Genomic DNA, 16,720 nt, shown 5'->3' with positions numbered 1-16,720 from the left:
TCAGGAGCGCTGCCCGGCGCTCTGTGCATGCAACTGCTGGAGAAAGGCTGCCAAGGCAACCTCTTCGGCGCTCAAGCCCTGGCGTTTGCGCGAGCGCGGCAGTTTGGCCAGTTCGCCGATCACGAAGCCTTCGAGCACCGCCGGGTGGATATAGCACTTGCGGCAGACCGCCGGAGTGTTGCCCAACTGGCGGGCGACATTTTTGACCATCTCGACGATATGCTTCTTCGCGTCGCTTTCCGGTTCCCAATCCAGCTTGCGCAAGGTCGTCAGGGCCAACACGCTGCCGGCCCAGGTGCGGTAGTCCTTGGCAGTGAAGTCGGCGCCAGTCAGGGTATGCAGGTAGGCGTTGACGTCCGATGAGCTGATGCCGTGGCGCTGGCCGTCGGCGTCCAGATACTGAAACAGGTTCTGGCCCGGCAACTCCATGCAACGCTTGATGATGTTAGCCATGCGCCGGTCCTTGATGCTGATCTGGTGCTCCACGCCGCTTTTGCCACGAAACTGGAAGAGGATTTCGCTGCCTTTGATGTCCACATGCTTGTTGCGCAATGTGGTCAGGCCGAACGAGCGGTTGTCACGGGCGTAGCGCGAGTTGCCGATGCGTATCAGCGTCGCGTCGAGCAGGCTGACCACGGTGGCGATCACCTTGTCGCGGCCCATGCCGGGCTGGCTCATTTGCGCTTCAAGCTGCTTGCGCACCTTGGGCAGGGCGCTGCCGAAGGCAATCATGCGCGCGTACTTGTTCTGGTCACGGATTTCCCGCCAGCGCGGGTGATAGCGGTACTGCTTGCGCTGGCGCGCATCGCGGCCGGTGGCCTGCAGATGGCCGCGCGGGTCGGCGCAGATCCACACATCGGTATAGGCCGGCGGGATGGCCAGGGCGTTGATGCGCTGGATCTCGGCCTTGTCGCGGATCCGTTGGCCGTCCAGGTCAAAATAGGCAAATTTGCCGCGCAGCAGCTTGCGGCTAAAGCCGGGCTCGCTGTCGTCGACGTAATGCAGGTCAGGGGGGAGCTGGTCGGCGGCGATGGCGTCTGGCATGAAGGTAGCGTCCACAGGGCGATACCTTCATTGACCATCACTGTGTTTCTAGGTGCGATAAATCTGACTTAGCCAAGAAACAGCCGATACGCCGGGTTATTGGTCTCGTCCCAATAGGGGTAACCAATCTCTTGCAGGGTGTCCTGGACCAGGTCGTGTTCATCTTCCGGCACCACCAGCCCCGCCACTACCCGGCCATCGGCTGCGCCATGGTTGCGGTAGTGGAACATCGAAATGGTCCAGCGTCCGCCCAGTTTATTCAAAAAGTTGAACAGCGCGCCCGGCCGCTCGGGAAATTCGAAGCGCAGCACCACTTCGTCGCTGACCCGTTCCGAGTGCCCGCCGACCATGTGGCGGATGTGCAGCTTGGCCAGTTCGTTGTCGGTCAGGTCGACCACCGGAAAGCCTTGTTCGCTCAGGCTGGCGATCAGCGCGCTGCGCGGGTCGCGCTCCGGGTGGGTCTGCACGCCAACGAAAATGTGCGCCTCGCGGTCGGTGTGGTAGCGGTAGTTGAATTCGGTGATCTGGCGCTTGCCGATCGCTTCACAGAACGCCTTGAAGCTGCCGGGCCGCTCCGGGATGGTCACCGCAATGATGGCTTCGCGGCCTTCACCCAGCTCGGCGCGCTCGGCGACATGGCGCAGGCGGTCGAAGTTGATATTGGCCCCGGAGTCGATGGCCACCAGGGTCTGGCCGCTGATGCCACGTTGCTCGACGTACTTTTTGATGCCCGCCACGCCCAGCGCACCGGCAGGTTCGGTGATCGAGCGGGTGTCGTCGTAGATGTCCTTGATCGCCGCGCAGATTTCGTCGCTGCTGACGGTGATCACTTCGTCGACGTAGTGCCGGCAGACCTCAAAGGTATGCTGACCGATCTGCGCCACCGCCACGCCATCGGCAAACAGCCCGACCTGGTTGAGCACCACCCGCTCGCCAGCAGCCAGGGCGGCTTGCAGGCAGTTGGAGTCGTCCGGTTCGACGCCGATGATTTTGATTTCCGGGCGCAGGTATTTCACGTACGCGGCAATGCCGGCGATCAGCCCGCCGCCACCGACCGGGACGAAGATTGCGTCCAGTTGGCCAGGGTGCTGGCGCAGGATCTCCATGGCCACGGTGCCTTGCCCGGCGATGGTGTCGGGGTCGTCATAGGGGTGGACATAGACCAGCCCCTGTTCCTCGACCAGCCGCAGTGAATGGGCCAGCGCCTCCGGGAACGAGTCGCCATGCAGCACCACCTGGCCACCGCGCGAGCGCACGCCCTCGACCTTGATTTCCGGGGTGGTCTTGGGCATCACGATCACCGCCTTGATGCCCAGCTCCCGCGCCGCCAGGGCCAGGCCCTGGGCATGGTTGCCGGCTGAGGCGGTGACCACGCCACGGGCGGTCTCTGCCGCGCTCAGTTGCGCCAGCTTGTTGTAGGCGCCGCGAATCTTGAAGGAGAAAACCGGCTGCAGGTCTTCGCGCTTGAGCAGGATCTGGTTGCCGAGCCGCTCAGACAGCTGGCGAGCCCCCTGCAGCGGGGTTTCGATGGCCACGTCGTAGACGCGGGAGGTGAGGATCTTGCGTACGTAGTGGTTGAGCAAATCGGACTCGGCATAGCTCATCGCGTCGTTTCCTTGTACAGGGCACGAGGCACAGACAACTGGCCGATAACGGATGGGCAAGCGACGATTGGGCGGGCGATAGCGATCATGTCTGACTCCTGGTTCAAGCTTTCAAGACCCGGGAGACAGAAAAAACCCGCCTCCAGGGCGGGTTTTTCAAGCAAACGTCGGCTAACCCGCCATGACTGGAATGACGGTAATAATAATCTGGCCGAAGAACTGCTTGGAGGTATTCATGGCACTGAGGGTATTGCGCCAGTACGGGAAAAGTCAAGGGCGATATCAGTTGGTTCGCGCGCCGGATTAATTTAGCCGCCTGGCGCTTCGTATCATCCAGATACGGACATTTTCCTGTCACATGCGAACCTTACTGTCAGGACAAGGGTCATTACCTGCACGCTGCGCTCAACGTCTGACGCCGCATTGAACACCTGCCAAGAGGACCAGCACCATGGATGACTATCAAGAAGAACTGCTCGAATACCGCGCCTATGAACTCGACATGCCGGAACCGGCTGACGACGCGACCGAGCTATAACACTCAGCGAGCGCCCAGGCGCTGGCTGCGGCGAAACTCCCCGGGCGTCTGGCCATTCCAGCGCTTGAAAGCCCGTTGAAAGGCCTCAGCAGAGGCAAACCCCAGCAAGTAGGCGATTTCGCCAAAGGCCAGTTCCGTGTCGCGGATGTAGGTCATGGCCAGGTCGCGGCGGGTATCGTTGAGCACGGCCCGAAAACTGGTCTGCTCATCGGCCAGCTTGCGCCGCAGGGTCCAGGTGGGCAGCTTGAGTCTGGCCGCCACTTCTTCCAGATCCGGTTCTCGACCGCCATTGAGCAATGGCCCCAGCAGGCTGATGATGCGCTCGCGCAGACTGCGGGTGCGGGTCAGGCGCTCAAGCTCCAGTTCGCATAACTGCACCAGCTGTTGCCAGGTACTCGGGCAATGAGCCGGGTTGCGGATCTCCAGGCTGGCGTTATCCAGACGCAGCTGATTGGTTGCCGCCGCGAACACAACAGGTTGTTCGCTGAGGGCGGCGTATGCCGCGGCATAGTCTGGCGCGTTGAACTCGATATCGATGCGCTGGGCCTGCAAGCTGCGGTCGGCCACGCCAGACAACTGGCTCAACCAGCCGCTGAGCAGCGAGTCGACCACAAAACGGTTGTAGGCGTTGTAGGGGCTGATTGAATAGAACCGCAGCCAAGCACCCTCACTGTCTTCAAGCAGACGCGACTGGCCCCGGTAATTGGCCGCGTAGAGCGGCTCGAAACGCAGCAGGGTGCGCGCCGCCTCACGGACATCCGGAGCCTGGGCTGCGGTGACCCCGGCCAGCCCGGCCTGGCCCAGGCGGCTGAGTTTGCCCATCTGTAAGCCCAACGCCGGCTGGCCACTGAGCTCGATGGCGGCGTGGCCCAGGCGCATATAGCGGGCAATGCTCAGGCGCGCGCCGGCCTGGCTCAGGCTATGGCTGTCCAGGCCATATTGCTGCAAGAGCGCCGTGGGGTCATGGCCGAGGCTGCGCAGTGCTTCATCCAGGCATTGGATAAAACCTACCGACAGATCCCCCAGGCGCAAGGGCGGGCGGTTCATGTTCACAGCCAGAGGTTGATCAAACGGGTGCCGCCGAGCGGTGCGCCAGGCGGCGAGGTTTGCTGGTGCACGAAGCTGTCACCTGAAGCCCCCTGATTCCAGAACTGGCCGTGCATGAATACGCTGATGCCGGCGCGGGCGTTGCTCTGTGAGGGCTGCCCGGTCAGGGTCAGGCGTTGCCAGGCTTCACCTTCGCTGAGGGCACCAGCCGGCAGCGTCAGTCCCTGGTTGGTGTGGCCCGGCCACGGCGCGCTCCAGCGCTGTCGGCCAGGGATAAAAGCCGGCACGGCAATCAGCTCGGCGCCGCTGGCATTGAGCCGTGCATAGTTGTCCGGATACCAGCTGTCGCTGCCGATCAGCACCGCCAGGCGGCCGGCGGGTGTGTCGAACACCTGCAAGGGCGCCTGGCGGTCTGCCTGTACATAGCCGCCTTGATGAACGCTCGGATACACCTGGCGCTGGGGTTGACCCAGTGGTTTGCCGTCGGCGCCGAACACCAGGCTGACGTTGTACAGCGGACCTGGCCTGACGGTCAGTTGGCCGCCTTCGATGTGTGGTTCAGGCAGGATGATCGAGCCGGCCACCAGGGTGACGCTGAACTCGCTGGCCAGGCCGCCGAACAACTGCTGGTAGTCGCTGGCCATCGATTGCGCTTTCATGCGCAAGTGCGCATCACCCAGGCGTTGCTCGCCGCGGGCATTGAGCAACGCGCTGACAAACTTGATCGGGTTGCTCCAGGCCAGCCAGGTCATGGCCTCATCGACCGTTTCGGCCTTGTAGAACTGATTCTTTTCGCCAGCGGCAAACAGCCAGGTGCCGATGTGTTCGGGCAATACCACCAGGGTTTTATCATTGAGCAGTCCTTGCTCGCGAGCCTGTTGCAGCCAGGCCGCCAGCTTGCGGTGCAAGCGCTCAAGGTCCTGATAATCGGTGGGGTACAGCTCGGTTTCGATGCCCAGCAGGTTGCCGCGCCCGGCAGGCGTGCCTTGATTGATTGCCAGATGGCTGCGCAGATCTGACAGGTAATGACCCAGCGGGCGTTGCGAGGTCCACACGCCATAGCTGAGCAGCAGGGCGACAAGAGCAGCGGACAGGCACAGGCCGAGTAGTTTGCGCATAAGGTCCAGAATGGATGCGGTAAGCAGAATGCCAGTCAGGGTAGGGCGTCGCGACAGGCTTGCCAAGCCCGCTGCTGTGCATTTTGATCATTAACTTGTCAGTTGTGGTCATTGAGTGCGTTGGCCGGGCTATTTACTGTGGGCAACATACCGAAAGGGCATCCGCTGAGATTCCCTCGCCTTTGACCGTGATGATTTCGCTGGAGCCTGACAATGAGCGTCACCGCCTACCCGCACCTGCTCGCCCCGCTGGACCTGGGGTTCACCACCTTGCGCAACCGCACCCTGATGGGCTCGATGCACACCGGCCTGGAAGAAAAGCCAGGCGGCTTCGAGCGCATGGCGGCCTATTTTGCCGAGCGTGCCAGAGGCGGCGTGGGGCTGATCGTCACCGGCGGTATTGCGCCGAACGACGAGGGGGTGACCTATAAGGGCGCGGCGAAGCTGACCACTGCCGAGGAGGCCGCTCATCATCGCATTGTCACCGAGGCGGTGCATCAGGCCGGCGGCAAGATCTGCCTGCAGATCCTGCACACGGGCCGCTATGCCTACAGCCCGGGTCTGGTTGCGCCCAGCGCCATTCAGGCGCCGATCAACCCGTTCAAGCCCCGTGAGCTGGACGAACAGGGCATCGAGAAGCAGATCGGTGATTTCGTCAATTGCGCCAGCCTGGCCCGCGAGGCCGGCTACGACGGGGTCGAGATCATGGGCTCGGAAGGCTATTTCATCAACCAGTTCCTCGCCGCGCGCACCAACCAGCGCGACGACCGCTGGGGCGGCAGCTTCGAGAACCGCATGCGTCTGGCGGTGGAAATCGTCCGCCAGGTGCGTGAGGCAGTGGGCGCGCAGTTCATCATCATCTATCGCCTGTCGATGCTCGACCTGGTGGAGGGCGGTAGCGACTGGAGCGAGATCGTGCAACTGGCCAAGGCCGTCGAGGTGGCTGGTGCTACGTTGATCAACACCGGTATTGGCTGGCACGAGGCGCGCATTCCGACCATCGCCACCAAGGTGCCGCGTGCTGCCTTCACCAAAGTCACCGCGCACCTGCGCGGTGCGGTGCAGATTCCGTTGATCACCACCAACCGCATCAACACCCCGGAGGTGGCCGAGCAGGTTTTACGCGAAGGCGACGCCGACATGGTGTCCATGGCCCGGCCATTTCTGGCCGATCCTGAGTTCGTCAACAAGGCCGCTGCCGGTCGCGCCGATGAAATCAACACCTGCATCGGCTGCAACCAGGCCTGCCTGGACCATATCTTCGCCGGCAAGCTGACCAGTTGCCTGGTCAACCCGCGGGCCTGCCATGAAACCGAACTCAACTACCTGCCCACCACGCAGCCCAAACGTATTGCCGTGGTCGGTGCCGGACCGGCGGGGCTGGCGGCGGCCACGGTGGCGGCCGGGCGCGGGCATCAGGTCACGCTGTTCGATGCGGCCAGTGAAATCGGCGGGCAGTTCAATATCGCCAAGCAGGTGCCGGGCAAGGAAGAGTTCTTCGAGACCCTGCGCTACTTCGACCACAAGCTCAAAAGCACCGGTGTCGAGCTGCGCCTCAATACCCGGGTCGCAGCCCAGGACCTGCTGAGCGCCGGTTTTGATGAAGTCTTGCTGGCCACCGGCATCGTGCCGCGCACACCGCAGATTGCGGGTATCGACCATCCCAAGGTATTGAACTACCTGCAGGTGATTGGCGAGCACCAGCCGGTGGGCCAGCGCGTGGCGGTGATCGGGGCTGGCGGTATCGGCTTCGATGTATCGGAGTTTCTGGTCCATCAGGGCGTGTCCACCAGCCTGGACCGCGAAGCGTTCTGGAGGGAGTGGGGCATTGATACCGCCTTGCAGGCCCGTGGCGGCGTCACCGGCATCAAACCCGAAGTGCACGCTCCGGCGCGCCAGGTGTACCTGTTGCAACGCAAGGCATCGAAAGTCGGTGACGGGCTGGGCAAAACCACCGGCTGGATCCACCGTACCGGCCTGAAAAACCGTCAGGTGCAGATGCTCAGCAGCGTGCAGTACCTGAAGATCGACGACGCTGGCCTGCACATCCGCGTGGGCGAGGGCGAGCCGACTGTGCTGGAGGTGGACAACGTCATCATCTGCGCCGGCCAGGAGCCTTTGCGTGAATTGCATGAAGCGCTGCTGGCGGGCGGGCAGAGCGTGCACCTGATCGGCGGCGCGGATGTCGCCGCCGAGCTGGATGCCAAGCGGGCCATCGATCAGGGGTCACGGCTGGCGGCGGTGCTGTAGGTTTTCTGCGGGGTAGAAACGTGGCTGAGCTAAAGAAAAGCTTTAATGACTATACCGAATTGGAGTTTTCTGAATTTATCAATGACATCTGGTTCGTCAGATCAGCCAGTGAGCGCGAACACAATTCGTGGATCATGCACTTCAGAAAAATCACAGAGCACCCCAGAGGAAGCGATCTGTTCTACTATCCGTCACCTGATGAAGATTGTTCCCCTGAAGGTATCGTGAACACCGTAAAAAAATGGCGAGCCGAGAACGGCAAGCCAGGCTTGAAAACCGAGTGATCCAGGTTGCAGGCCGGTTTTCAGTCGCAAGCGATACACTGCGCGTTTTTCCCGGCCGATAGTTCTTATGCTTGATGACGCCCTGACCTGGCAACCCACAGCCCCCCTGCACCCTCTTGATCTGCCCTGGCTGCGCCAGGCCGGGGTGCAGGTGGCCGTGCTGCGTCTGGACCTGATCGACCCGCTGATCAGCGGCAACAAGTGGTTCAAGCTCATTGGCCATCTGCAAGCGGCCGCTGCTCAGGATGCGGCGGGCGTGATCAGCCTCGGTGGCGCCCACTCCAATCATCTGCATGCCTTGGCCGCCGCGGGCAAACGCTTTGGCTTTGCCACGGTTGGTCTGCTGCGTGGTCATGAACAGCTCACGCCAACCGTGCAAGACCTGCAAGACTTCGGCATGCAGTTGCACTGGCTGGGTTACGGCGGTTATCGCCAGCGCCATCAGGCCGATTTCTGGGGCCCGTGGCAGGCGCGGTATCCGCAGTTTCAGCCGGTTGCCGAAGGCGGCGGCGGGGCGGCAGGGCTTATTGGTTGTGCGCAGTTGCTGCCAATGGTCACAGGGCAACTGGCGGGGCTGGGCTGGGAGGATTACCACGGCTGGTGGCTGGCCGCCGGCACCGGCACGACCCTGGCCGGGCTGGTGCGTGCCGAGGCCGGGGCGCATCGGGTGTTCGGCGCGCTGGCGGTGCCGGACGATCACGGTGTGGCGGGCAATGTTGCGGGTTTGCTGCAAGCACCCGGCAGCGGTTATGAATTGCTCGACGCCAGTCGCGGTGGATTTGCGAAAGCCGACGCTCGGCTGCTGGCCTTTATTCGTGACAGTGAGCAACAGAGCGGCATGCCGCTGGAAGCGCTGTACACCGGCAAAGCGTTGTTGGCCTTGCACCAGGCCGTCATGGCGGGTCGTTTCGCCTCCGGCACCCGGTTATTGTTCGTCCACACCGGTGGTTTGCAGGGCAAGCGGGCCAGTGTGTCGGTCTCGGGTACGTAGAGGCCCCTTTCAGAGCGAGTCGGACAGGCGGCGCTTCGGATAATCGGGGCAATCCCGATCAGCATGCCGAGGTCCGCATGACAAACCCCGCCGCCCCGCAGGTTGATCCTGCCACCCTGAGAAAAGTCATCGTCGCTGCGGCCATTGGCAACTTTGTCGAGTGGTTCGACTTTGCCGTCTATGGTTTTCTGGCCACCACCATTGCCTTGCTGTTTTTCCCCAGTGGTGACCCCAGTGTCGCCTTGCTCAAGACCTTCGCCGTGTTTGCCGTGGCGTTTGCCTTCCGGCCGCTGGGTGGGATCTTTTTCGGCATGCTCGGCGACCGGATCGGGCGCAAACGCACTCTGGCCATGACCATTTTGCTGATGGCCGCCGCCACCACGTTGATCGGCATACTGCCCACCTACGCCAGCATCGGGGTCATGGCGCCGATCCTGCTGACCCTGATTCGCTGCGCCCAGGGCTTTTCCGCTGGCGGCGAGTATGCCGGGGCCTGCGCTTATGTGATGGAGCATGCGCCGACTGACAAGCGCGCCTGGTACGGCAGCTTCCTGCCGGTTTCGACGTTCTCCGCGTTTGCCACCGCAGCCGTGGTGGCGTATGCACTGGAAGCCACGCTGTCGAGTCAAACCATGCAGAGCTGGGGCTGGCGTCTGCCGTTTCTGATCGCCGCCCCCATGGGCCTGATCGGTCTCTATCTGCGCTCGCGGCTGGCCGAGACCCCTGCCTTCCAGGCGGTCAGTGATGAGCATGCAGTGGCCCATTCGCCGCTCAAGGAAACCCTTCGCCACCACGCCCGTCCGATTCTGTGCCTGGGCGCCTTTGTATCGCTGACGGCGCTGTCGTTTTATATGTTCACCACTTACTTCGCCACCTACCTGCAAGTGGCGGGTGGTCTGACGCGTGCCACTTCGCTGCTGGTGGCGCTGATCGCGCTGCTGTTTGCTGCGCTGATCTGCCCGCTGGCCGGGGCATTTTCCGACAAGGTCGGGCGACGCAAGACCATTGCCACCACCTGCGCGCTGTTGATCGTTGTGGTACTGCCAGCGTTTCTGATGGCCAGCTCCGGATCGTTCGCCGCCTCGGTGCTCGGTGTGATGTTGCTGGCCGTAGGCGCGGTGCTCAGTGGCGTGGTCACCGCCGCGCTGCTTTCGGAAGTATTCCCGACCCGGACCCGCTACACCGCCTCGGCAATCACCTACAACATGGCCTACACCCTGTTTGGCGGCACCGCACCGCTGGTCGCCACCTGGCTGATCTCCACCACCGGCAGCAACCTGTCACCGGCGTTCTATCTGGTGGCGGTGTCGTTGCTGGCATTGATGGGGGGCCTGGCATTGCCGGAAACCTCGCGGATTTCCCTGCATGAGGTGCCGTCGATGGATAAGGCGCGCACCGTTCAGCCATTGGCCGAGTAAGGACCAGAGCCACAAAAACGACAATAAAGCGTGGCGCTGCGGCCCGGAAAAATGGCACATTGTCGCCCCCTTCGGGCTGATGACATATTTTGTAATATCGGTTTGAGGGCTCTGCAACCTGCCTTTACGGATGACCCTCATGTCCAGTGTCCAACCCGCTTCGGCGGCCGCTCCGGCCACGCCACAGTCCAGCCCGCTGGTGATGCGCATCATCGGCGCAGTGGCGCTGGCGCACCTGATCAATGACCTGATCCAGGCGATCCTGCCGTCCATCTACCCGATGCTCAAAGCCAACTATGACCTGAGCTTTGCACAGATCGGCATGATCACCCTGACGTTCCAGCTCACCGCGTCCTTGCTGCAACCCTGGGTCGGTTACTACACCGACCGGCACCCCAACCCGCTGGTGCTGCCGATGGGCTCGGTCTGTACCCTCATCGGTATCGTGATGATGTCGATGGCCGGCAGTTTCGAAATGATTCTGCTGGCGGCAGCCTTGATCGGGATCGGCTCGTCGACCTTCCACCCCGAAGCTTCGCGTATTGCGCGGCTGGCCTCAGGCGGGCGGTTTGGCCTGGCGCAGTCGACCTTTCAGGTCGGCGGTAACGCCGGGACGGCGATCGGCCCGTTGCTGGCGGCAGCGATCATCATTCCGTTCGGCCAGGGTAACGTGGTGTTCGTCGGCATCATCGCCTTGCTCGCGCTGGGTCTGCTGTGGGCCATCAGCCGCTGGTACAAGGCGCACCTGAACCTGTTCAAACTCAAGGCCGGGCACAAAGCCACCCACGGTCTTTCGAAGCAGAAAGTGATCTTCTCGCTGGCGATTCTGGCGCTGCTGATCTTTTCCAAGTTCTGGTACATGACCAGCCTGACCAGCTACTACACCTTTTATTTGATCGAAAAGTTCGACCTGTCGGTGGCCAGTTCGCAACTGCACCTGTTCCTGTTCCTCGGCGCGGTGGCGGCGGGCACCTTCTTCGGCGGACCGATTGGTGACCGCATCGGCCGCAAGGCGGTGATCTGGTTTTCGATTCTGGGCGCGGCACCGTTCACCCTGGCGCTGCCGTATGCGGATCTGTTCTGGACCACGGTGCTGAGCGTGATCATCGGCTTTATCCTGGCCTCGGCGTTCTCGGCCATTGTGGTTTACGCCCAGGAACTGGTGCCAGGCAACGTAGGCATGATCGCCGGGGTGTTCTTCGGTCTGATGTTCGGCTTGAGCGGCATCGGCGCCGGGACCTTGGGTTACCTGGCCGACAGCCACGGCATCGCCTATGTCTACCACCTGTGTTCATTCCTGCCGTTGCTGGGCTTTCTGACCATCCTGCTGCCACGTACCAAATAAAGGCGGCGGGTCAGCGGCCGGTGTCGGGCAGATCAGGCCAGGCATCGGCCACCAGAAACAGCCGCTCGGCTTCCTGCCAGCCGCCCTCGGCGTCTGGCTCCAGGCGCACCAGCAATTGCGCCGGGGCCAGTGGCTCAAGCTGCGTCAGCCAGTCTTGCAATTGCGCCTCGCTCCAGGCGTCCTGATAACGTGCCGGCGCCAGCCAGGCGTGGCGGGGCAGCGGTTGCCAGCGGCCGGGGCGGCTGGCGGCGACAAACGCTGGCCAGTCGCGCTGATGGAGCCAAAGCCCTTTGAGATGCTGGTCATGGGCGCCTTCGGGCGGCTGCGCATGGCCGGGCCAGGGGTACAGCAGATAGCCACCCAGCCACAGCTCGGCACTGAACGCCTCGACCCCCAGCCCGGCCAGGGTTGCGCGGCTCTCCGGGCGTGACGACATCGGCAATTGATGCAGGCTTACATGGCGCAGCTTGCGGTCCAGCCGGTCATGGGCACTGGGCCCCAGCCACTGCGCCGGGTCACGGCCGTTACCGTCTTGCGGGCCCAGATACAACTTGATCGCCAACTCGACATGATGCACCCCGTCGCGGTCACGCAGCAGCATGTCCAGCTCGCCCAAGGTCTGGCCCTGCTGGCGCACCGGCAGATTGGCCGCCAGCAACTCGACACCCGGAGCCTGCAGCACTGCGTATTGCCAGAGTCGCTCGTAGTAACGCCCCAGCCGGCGCGTCGACGCCTGCTCCAGCCACTGGACCAGCGAAGCCGGGTGGTGATCGAGGGCCAGCAGCCAGTCACGCAACTGTTCGGGGGCCGCCACCCAATCGCTGCCGCTGAGCGGATGACGCTGCACCCAAGGCGCCTCGGCCAGCATCGGCGGAGCAAGCATCACCCAGGCCAGATCACGCACCTCGGGATGGCGTAGCTGGCGGGGCAGACCGGAGAGAGAAGGGAAAGGTGTCATGCAGCAAGAATAGCGCTGGCGCAGTGACAAGGTAAGGCATCAGAAAAAGGCCACTGATTAATCAGGTTAATGTTGGATGGCCTTCACGGCTAAAGCGGATCGCCACCCGGCAGGTCTTGCAAGGTAGATCGAAGGCGGGCTTTCGGACGCCAGGCAATGCCCGCAACAGCACCCGACCCACCCCCGGTTTGCCGCCCGCCGGGCGTTTCGCCATAATCGCGCTCATAACGCCGTTTCGCAGACTTAGCAGGAGCCTCATGGAGCACTTTCGTAATATCGGCATCATCGGCCGTCTGGGCAGCGCCCAGGTGCTGGAAACGGTGCGCCGGCTCAAGAGGTTCCTGTTGGACCGCCACCTGCACGTCATTCTCGAAGACACCATCGCCGAGGTGCTGCCCGGTCATGGCCTGCAAACGTCCTCACGCAAAATGCTCGGCGAAGTCTGCGACCTGGTCATTGTCGTCGGTGGCGACGGCAGCCTGCTCGGCGCCGCCCGCGCCTTGGCCCGCCACAATGTCCCGGTATTGGGCATCAACCGCGGCAACCTGGGCTTTCTCACCGATATCCGCCCCGACGAACTGGAATTGAAAGTCGCAGAAGTCCTCGACGGTCACTATCTGGTCGAAAACCGTTTTCTGCTCGAAGCCGAAGCGCGTCGTCACGGCGAAAGCATCGGTCAGGGCGATGCGCTTAACGATGTCGTGCTGCACCCCGGCAAATCAACCCGGATGATCGAGTTTGAAATCTACATCGATGGCCAGTTCGTCTGCAGCCAGAAGGCCGACGGCCTGATCGTCGCGACCCCGACCGGCTCTACCGCCTACGCGCTGTCGGCCGGCGGCCCGATCATGCACCCCAAACTCGACGCCATTGTCATTGTGCCGATGTACCCGCACACCCTGTCCGGGCGGCCCATCGTGGTCGATGGCAACAGCGAGCTGAAGATCGTTGTGGCCAAAGACATGACCATCTACCCGCAGGTGTCCTGTGACGGGCAAAACCATTTCACTTGCGCGCCGGGCGACACCATCACGGTGCGCAAAAAGCCCAAGAAGCTGCGCCTGATTCACCCGCTGGATCACAACTACTACGAAGTCTGCCGGACCAAGCTCGGCTGGGGCAGCCGCCTCGGTGGGCGAGGAGACGACTGATGATCGATCCGGCGCGTGGCTTTGATCTGATCGGTGACGTGCACGGGTGCGCCCAGACCCTTGAGGCGCTGCTGGAGCAGATGGGCTATCGCCGCGAGGCCGGCGTATGGCGTCATCCACGGCGTATGGCATTGTTTCTGGGCGATATCGTCGACCGCGGCCCACGGATTCGCGAAGCGCTGCATATCGTGCGCGACATGGTCCAGGCCGGTCAGGCGCTGTGCATCATGGGCAACCACGAATTCAACGTGCTGGGCTGGGTGACGCCAGCGCCGGCCCACACCGGCCAGAAGTTCGTCCGTGAGCACACCCCGCGTCACGAGCGGCTCATCGCCGAAACCCTGGCCCAGTTCGAGCAGTATCCGCAGGAGTGGCGCGAGTTCATCGACTGGCTTTATGAGTTGCCGTTGTTCATTGATGCCGGACGCTTTCGCGCCGTGCATGCCTGCTGGGACCCTAACCTGATCGAGCCGCTGCGTGGCCTGCATGGCAACGGGTTGATCAACCAACAGTTCATCCAGGCCAGCGCCACGCCTGGCAGCTTTGCCAGCAACGTTTTCAACCGCTTGCTGCGCGGCACCGACATGCGTCTGCCGCACGGCCTGACCCTCACCGGCGGCGATGGCCTGACCCGCGAGTTCTTCCGTACCAAGTTCTGGGAGGATGACCCGCAGACCTATGGTGATGTGGTCTTTCAGCCTGACGCGCTGCCTGAAGGGGTGGCCAAGACGCCACTGTCAACCACTGACAAAAATGCTTTGCTGCGCTATGGCAGCGACGAGCCGCTGCTGTTTGTCGGTCACTACTGGCGCAGCGGTGTGCCGGCGCCGATCCGGCCCAATCTGGCCTGTCTGGATTACAGCGCCGTGCTGTACGGCAAGCTGGTGGCCTATCGGCTGGACCAGGAAACTTCAATCGACCCGGAAAAATTCGTCTGGGTCGATGTGCACCGCCCGGAGTTGAAGTCATGAGCCCTGTCGCTGTTTTGCGCCTGCCGCTGTCCACCGACCTGAGTGGTTTTGTCAGCCTGCTGCGGCGCCTGAATGTGCCGCACCGGGTGGCCGAGGAGGCTGGCGAGCAGGTGCTGTGGGTGCCGGGTAACCCGCAATTGGTCGACGAGGTTCGCGAGCTGTACGAGCGTTTCCCCGAGGGCAATGACGCCTATCAGCCGCCGCCGGACAGTCAGGGTGCAGCGCTGGCTCGTCCCGGTCTTGCCCAACAGGCAAGGCAGGTGCCGTTCACCGTGTTGGTGTTGCTCGCGACCCTGGTGGTGGCGGGCCTGACCATGCTCGGTGAAAACCTGGATGCGGTGCGCTGGCTGACCTTTCTCGACTTCCGGGTGCAGGGCGAGTACGCCATGTTCGTGCCGCTGGCCGACAGCCTGGCCGCCGGGCAGTGGTGGCGGATCGTCTCGCCGATGCTGATCCACTTCGGTGTTCTGCACCTGGCCATGAACAGCCTGTGGTACTGGGAACTGGGGCGGCGCATCGAACTGCGCCAGGGCGGCTGGCAATTGCTGTTGCTGACCCTGGTGTTCGCCGCGTTCTCCAACGCGGTGCAGTATTATTTCGGTGGCCCGACTTTATTCGGCGGCCTGTCGGGCGTGCTCTATGGTCTGCTGGGGCACTGCTGGCTGTTCCAGTGGCTGGCGCCCAACCCGATCTACCGTCTGCCGCGGGGCGTGCTGGTGATGATGCTGGTCTGGCTGCTGCTATGCCTGTCGGGGCTGGTGAGTGTGCTTGGCTTTGGCGAGATCGCCAACGGTGCACATGTCGGCGGCTTGATCATTGGTTGTGTCACGGGACTCGCAGGGGGTGCGATCGCGCGCCGAAAAGCCTAAACTTCCCGGCTGTCTTCTGGAGTACGCCATGTCCTCTTTTATGGAAATGATTGAAAACATCACCCCCGATATCTACGAGAGCCTCAAGCTGGCTGTCGAAATCGGCAAATGGTCCGATGGCCGCAAACTGACCCAGGAACAGCGCGAGCTGTCGCTGCAGGCGCTGATCGCCTGGGAAGCGCAAAACCTGCCCGAAGAGCAGCGCACCGGCTACATGGGCCCGCAAGAATGCGCGTCGAAGTCGGCACCGGTGCCCAACATCCTGTTCAAGTCGGATGCCATCCATTGATTGAATTGGGTCGCGGTTCCGTCAACAAGATGGCGGTGCGTCAGGCTGACGCGCCGTTTGTGCAATATGCCTTTCGGCTGGGCGACAGCGAGATTGCCGTCAATCCGCTGATTGGCCAGAGCCTGCGTCTGGAATACCTGGGCGCGATTCACTGCAGCCATTGCGGGCGCAAGACCAAAACCAGCTACAGCCAGGGTTACTGCTACCCGTGCATGCAGAAGCTGGCGCAGTGCGACGTATGCATCATGAGCCCGGAAAAGTGCCATCACCATGAGGGCACCTGCCGCGAGCCTTCATGGGGCGAGCAGTTCTGTATGACCGATCACATTGTCTATCTGGCCAACTCCTCAGGGGTCAAGGTCGGGATTACCCGCGCCACTCAGCTGCCGACCCGCTGGCTCGACCAGGGCGCCAGCCAGGCGCTGCCGATCCTGCGCGTCGCCACCCGGCAGCAATCGGGCTTTGTCGAAGACCTGCTGCGCAGCCACGTTGCCGACCGCACCAACTGGCGCGAACTGCTCAAGGGTGAGGCGCTGCCGGTGGACCTTGTCGCTATCCGCGACGAACTGTTCGACAAGTGCGCCGAGGGGCTGGCGGGGTTGCAGGAACGCTTCGGCCTGCAGGCCATCCAGATGCTGCACGATGTCGAACCGCTGGAGTTTCGCTACCCGGTCGAGGCCTACCCGACCAAGATCGTCAGCTTCAACCTGGACAAGAACCCGATCGCCGAAGGCACGCTGCTGGGTATCAAGGGCCAGTACCTGATTTTCGACACCGGCGTCATCAATATCCGCAAGTACACGGCCTATCAACTGGCCGTGCTCCAGTAAAAAGGATTCGCGC

15 protein-coding genes are annotated in these 16,720 nt (G+C 62.7%); 10 read left to right on the top strand and 5 right to left on the bottom strand.

Annotation, left to right across the window (positions count from 1 at the left end; all coding sequences use genetic code 11):
- From PSCI_RS27905 to PSCI_RS27885, 4 genes are all read right to left on the bottom strand, one after another.
- On the bottom strand, positions 1 to 1,044 hold the full coding sequence (locus tag PSCI_RS27905) for a DNA topoisomerase IB (RefSeq protein WP_045493504.1): 1,044 nt from the start codon (positions 1,042 to 1,044) through the stop codon (positions 1 to 3).
- Positions 1,045 to 1,112: 68 nt separating this feature from the next.
- Positions 1,113 to 2,627, bottom strand: coding sequence for a threonine ammonia-lyase, biosynthetic (gene ilvA / locus PSCI_RS27900; RefSeq protein WP_045495112.1), 1,515 nt, complete (start codon positions 2,625 to 2,627; stop codon positions 1,113 to 1,115).
- Between the two features lie 562 nt (positions 2,628 to 3,189).
- Positions 3,190 to 4,233, bottom strand: a complete 1,044-nt coding sequence (locus tag PSCI_RS27890; protein WP_045493501.1) for an AraC family transcriptional regulator — start codon at positions 4,231 to 4,233, stop codon at positions 3,190 to 3,192.
- Between the two features lie 2 nt (positions 4,234 to 4,235).
- Positions 4,236 to 5,351 carry a carbon-nitrogen hydrolase family protein gene (locus PSCI_RS27885; protein WP_045493498.1) on the bottom strand — a complete coding sequence of 372 codons (1,116 nt, stop codon included), beginning with the start codon at positions 5,349 to 5,351 and terminating at the stop codon, positions 4,236 to 4,238.
- Positions 5,352 to 5,564: 213 nt separating this feature from the next.
- Between PSCI_RS27885 and PSCI_RS27880 the strand changes: the two genes are divergently transcribed.
- The 5 genes from PSCI_RS27880 (at position 5,565) to PSCI_RS27865 (ending at position 11,639) form a co-directional block, all read left to right on the top strand.
- Positions 5,565 to 7,601, top strand: coding sequence for an NADPH-dependent 2,4-dienoyl-CoA reductase (locus PSCI_RS27880; RefSeq protein WP_045493495.1), 2,037 nt, complete (start codon positions 5,565 to 5,567; stop codon positions 7,599 to 7,601).
- A gap of 20 nt (positions 7,602 to 7,621) precedes the next feature.
- Positions 7,622 to 7,885 carry a bacteriocin immunity protein gene (locus PSCI_RS28870; RefSeq protein WP_084710170.1) on the top strand — a complete coding sequence of 88 codons (264 nt, stop codon included), beginning with the start codon at positions 7,622 to 7,624 and terminating at the stop codon, positions 7,883 to 7,885.
- A gap of 67 nt (positions 7,886 to 7,952) precedes the next feature.
- Positions 7,953 to 8,876: a 1-aminocyclopropane-1-carboxylate deaminase/D-cysteine desulfhydrase gene (locus PSCI_RS27875; protein ID WP_045493492.1), complete on the top strand. Its 924-nt coding sequence runs from the start codon at positions 7,953 to 7,955 to the stop codon at positions 8,874 to 8,876.
- A gap of 77 nt (positions 8,877 to 8,953) precedes the next feature.
- The gene (locus PSCI_RS27870) at positions 8,954 to 10,294 is read left to right on the top strand and encodes an MFS transporter (RefSeq protein ID WP_045493489.1); all 1,341 of its coding nucleotides are present in this window, start codon (positions 8,954 to 8,956) and stop codon (positions 10,292 to 10,294) included.
- 139 nt (positions 10,295 to 10,433) lie between these two features.
- Positions 10,434 to 11,639 (top strand): MFS transporter, encoded by a 1,206-nt coding sequence (locus PSCI_RS27865; protein WP_173426705.1) that lies wholly within the window; start codon positions 10,434 to 10,436, stop codon positions 11,637 to 11,639.
- A 10-nt stretch (positions 11,640 to 11,649) separates the two neighbouring features.
- Here the strand turns inward: PSCI_RS27865 and PSCI_RS27860 are convergent, their stop codons facing one another.
- The gene (locus PSCI_RS27860; RefSeq protein WP_045493484.1) at positions 11,650 to 12,597 is read right to left on the bottom strand and encodes a DUF1853 family protein; all 948 of its coding nucleotides are present in this window, start codon (positions 12,595 to 12,597) and stop codon (positions 11,650 to 11,652) included.
- 257 nt (positions 12,598 to 12,854) lie between these two features.
- Between PSCI_RS27860 and PSCI_RS27855 the strand changes: the two genes are divergently transcribed.
- Genes PSCI_RS27855 through PSCI_RS27835 form a run of 5 tightly spaced genes read left to right on the top strand, consistent with a single transcriptional unit; the run spans position 12,855 to position 16,707 of the window.
- A complete protein-coding gene (locus tag PSCI_RS27855) occupies positions 12,855 to 13,748 on the top strand; it encodes an NAD(+) kinase (protein ID WP_045493483.1) in 894 nt (297 codons plus the stop codon).
- On the top strand, positions 13,748 to 14,719 hold the full coding sequence (locus PSCI_RS27850) for a metallophosphoesterase (protein WP_045493482.1): 972 nt from the start codon (positions 13,748 to 13,750) through the stop codon (positions 14,717 to 14,719). Before PSCI_RS27855 ends, PSCI_RS27850 begins: the two co-directional genes overlap by 1 nt.
- Entirely contained in the window at positions 14,716 to 15,588 is an 873-nt protein-coding gene (locus PSCI_RS27845) for a rhomboid family intramembrane serine protease (protein ID WP_045493481.1), read from the top strand. Before PSCI_RS27850 ends, PSCI_RS27845 begins: the two co-directional genes overlap by 4 nt.
- Positions 15,589 to 15,616: 28 nt before the next feature.
- Entirely contained in the window at positions 15,617 to 15,877 is a 261-nt protein-coding gene (locus PSCI_RS27840; protein ID WP_045493480.1) for a YeaC family protein, read from the top strand.
- On the top strand, positions 15,874 to 16,707 hold the full coding sequence (locus PSCI_RS27835; RefSeq protein ID WP_045493479.1) for a DUF2797 domain-containing protein: 834 nt from the start codon (positions 15,874 to 15,876) through the stop codon (positions 16,705 to 16,707). The genes PSCI_RS27840 and PSCI_RS27835 overlap by 4 nt, the downstream gene beginning before the upstream one ends.
- Positions 16,708 to 16,720 lie beyond the last annotated feature (13 nt).

This window comes from Pseudomonas sp. StFLB209, assembly GCF_000829415.1.
Classification (GTDB): domain Bacteria; phylum Pseudomonadota; class Gammaproteobacteria; order Pseudomonadales; family Pseudomonadaceae; genus Aquipseudomonas.
The sequence above is the reverse complement of the archived record's forward strand: the minus strand, read 5'-3'. Positions and strand labels throughout refer to the sequence as shown.

Excerpts from the sequence above, each read along its gene's own strand:
- PSCI_RS27850 (WP_045493482.1), top strand. The coding sequence starts at position 13,748 with ATGATCGATCCGGCGCGTGGCTTTGATCTGATCGGTGACGTGCACGGG.
- PSCI_RS27885 (WP_045493498.1), bottom strand. The coding sequence starts at position 5,351 with ATGCGCAAACTACTCGGCCTGTGCCTGTCCGCTGCTCTTGTCGCCCTG.
- PSCI_RS27840 (WP_045493480.1), top strand. The coding sequence starts at position 15,617 with ATGTCCTCTTTTATGGAAATGATTGAAAACATCACCCCCGATATCTAC.
- PSCI_RS27890 (WP_045493501.1), bottom strand. The coding sequence starts at position 4,233 with ATGAACCGCCCGCCCTTGCGCCTGGGGGATCTGTCGGTAGGTTTTATC.
- PSCI_RS27860 (WP_045493484.1), bottom strand. The coding sequence starts at position 12,597 with ATGACACCTTTCCCTTCTCTCTCCGGTCTGCCCCGCCAGCTACGCCAT.
- PSCI_RS27905 (WP_045493504.1), bottom strand. The coding sequence starts at position 1,044 with ATGCCAGACGCCATCGCCGCCGACCAGCTCCCCCCTGACCTGCATTAC.
- PSCI_RS27880 (WP_045493495.1), top strand. The coding sequence starts at position 5,565 with ATGAGCGTCACCGCCTACCCGCACCTGCTCGCCCCGCTGGACCTGGGG.
- PSCI_RS27865 (WP_173426705.1), top strand. The coding sequence starts at position 10,434 with ATGTCCAGTGTCCAACCCGCTTCGGCGGCCGCTCCGGCCACGCCACAG.
- PSCI_RS27845 (WP_045493481.1), top strand. The coding sequence starts at position 14,716 with ATGAGCCCTGTCGCTGTTTTGCGCCTGCCGCTGTCCACCGACCTGAGT.
- PSCI_RS27875 (WP_045493492.1), top strand. The coding sequence starts at position 7,953 with ATGCTTGATGACGCCCTGACCTGGCAACCCACAGCCCCCCTGCACCCT.
- PSCI_RS27855 (WP_045493483.1), top strand. The coding sequence starts at position 12,855 with ATGGAGCACTTTCGTAATATCGGCATCATCGGCCGTCTGGGCAGCGCC.
- PSCI_RS27870 (WP_045493489.1), top strand. The coding sequence starts at position 8,954 with ATGACAAACCCCGCCGCCCCGCAGGTTGATCCTGCCACCCTGAGAAAA.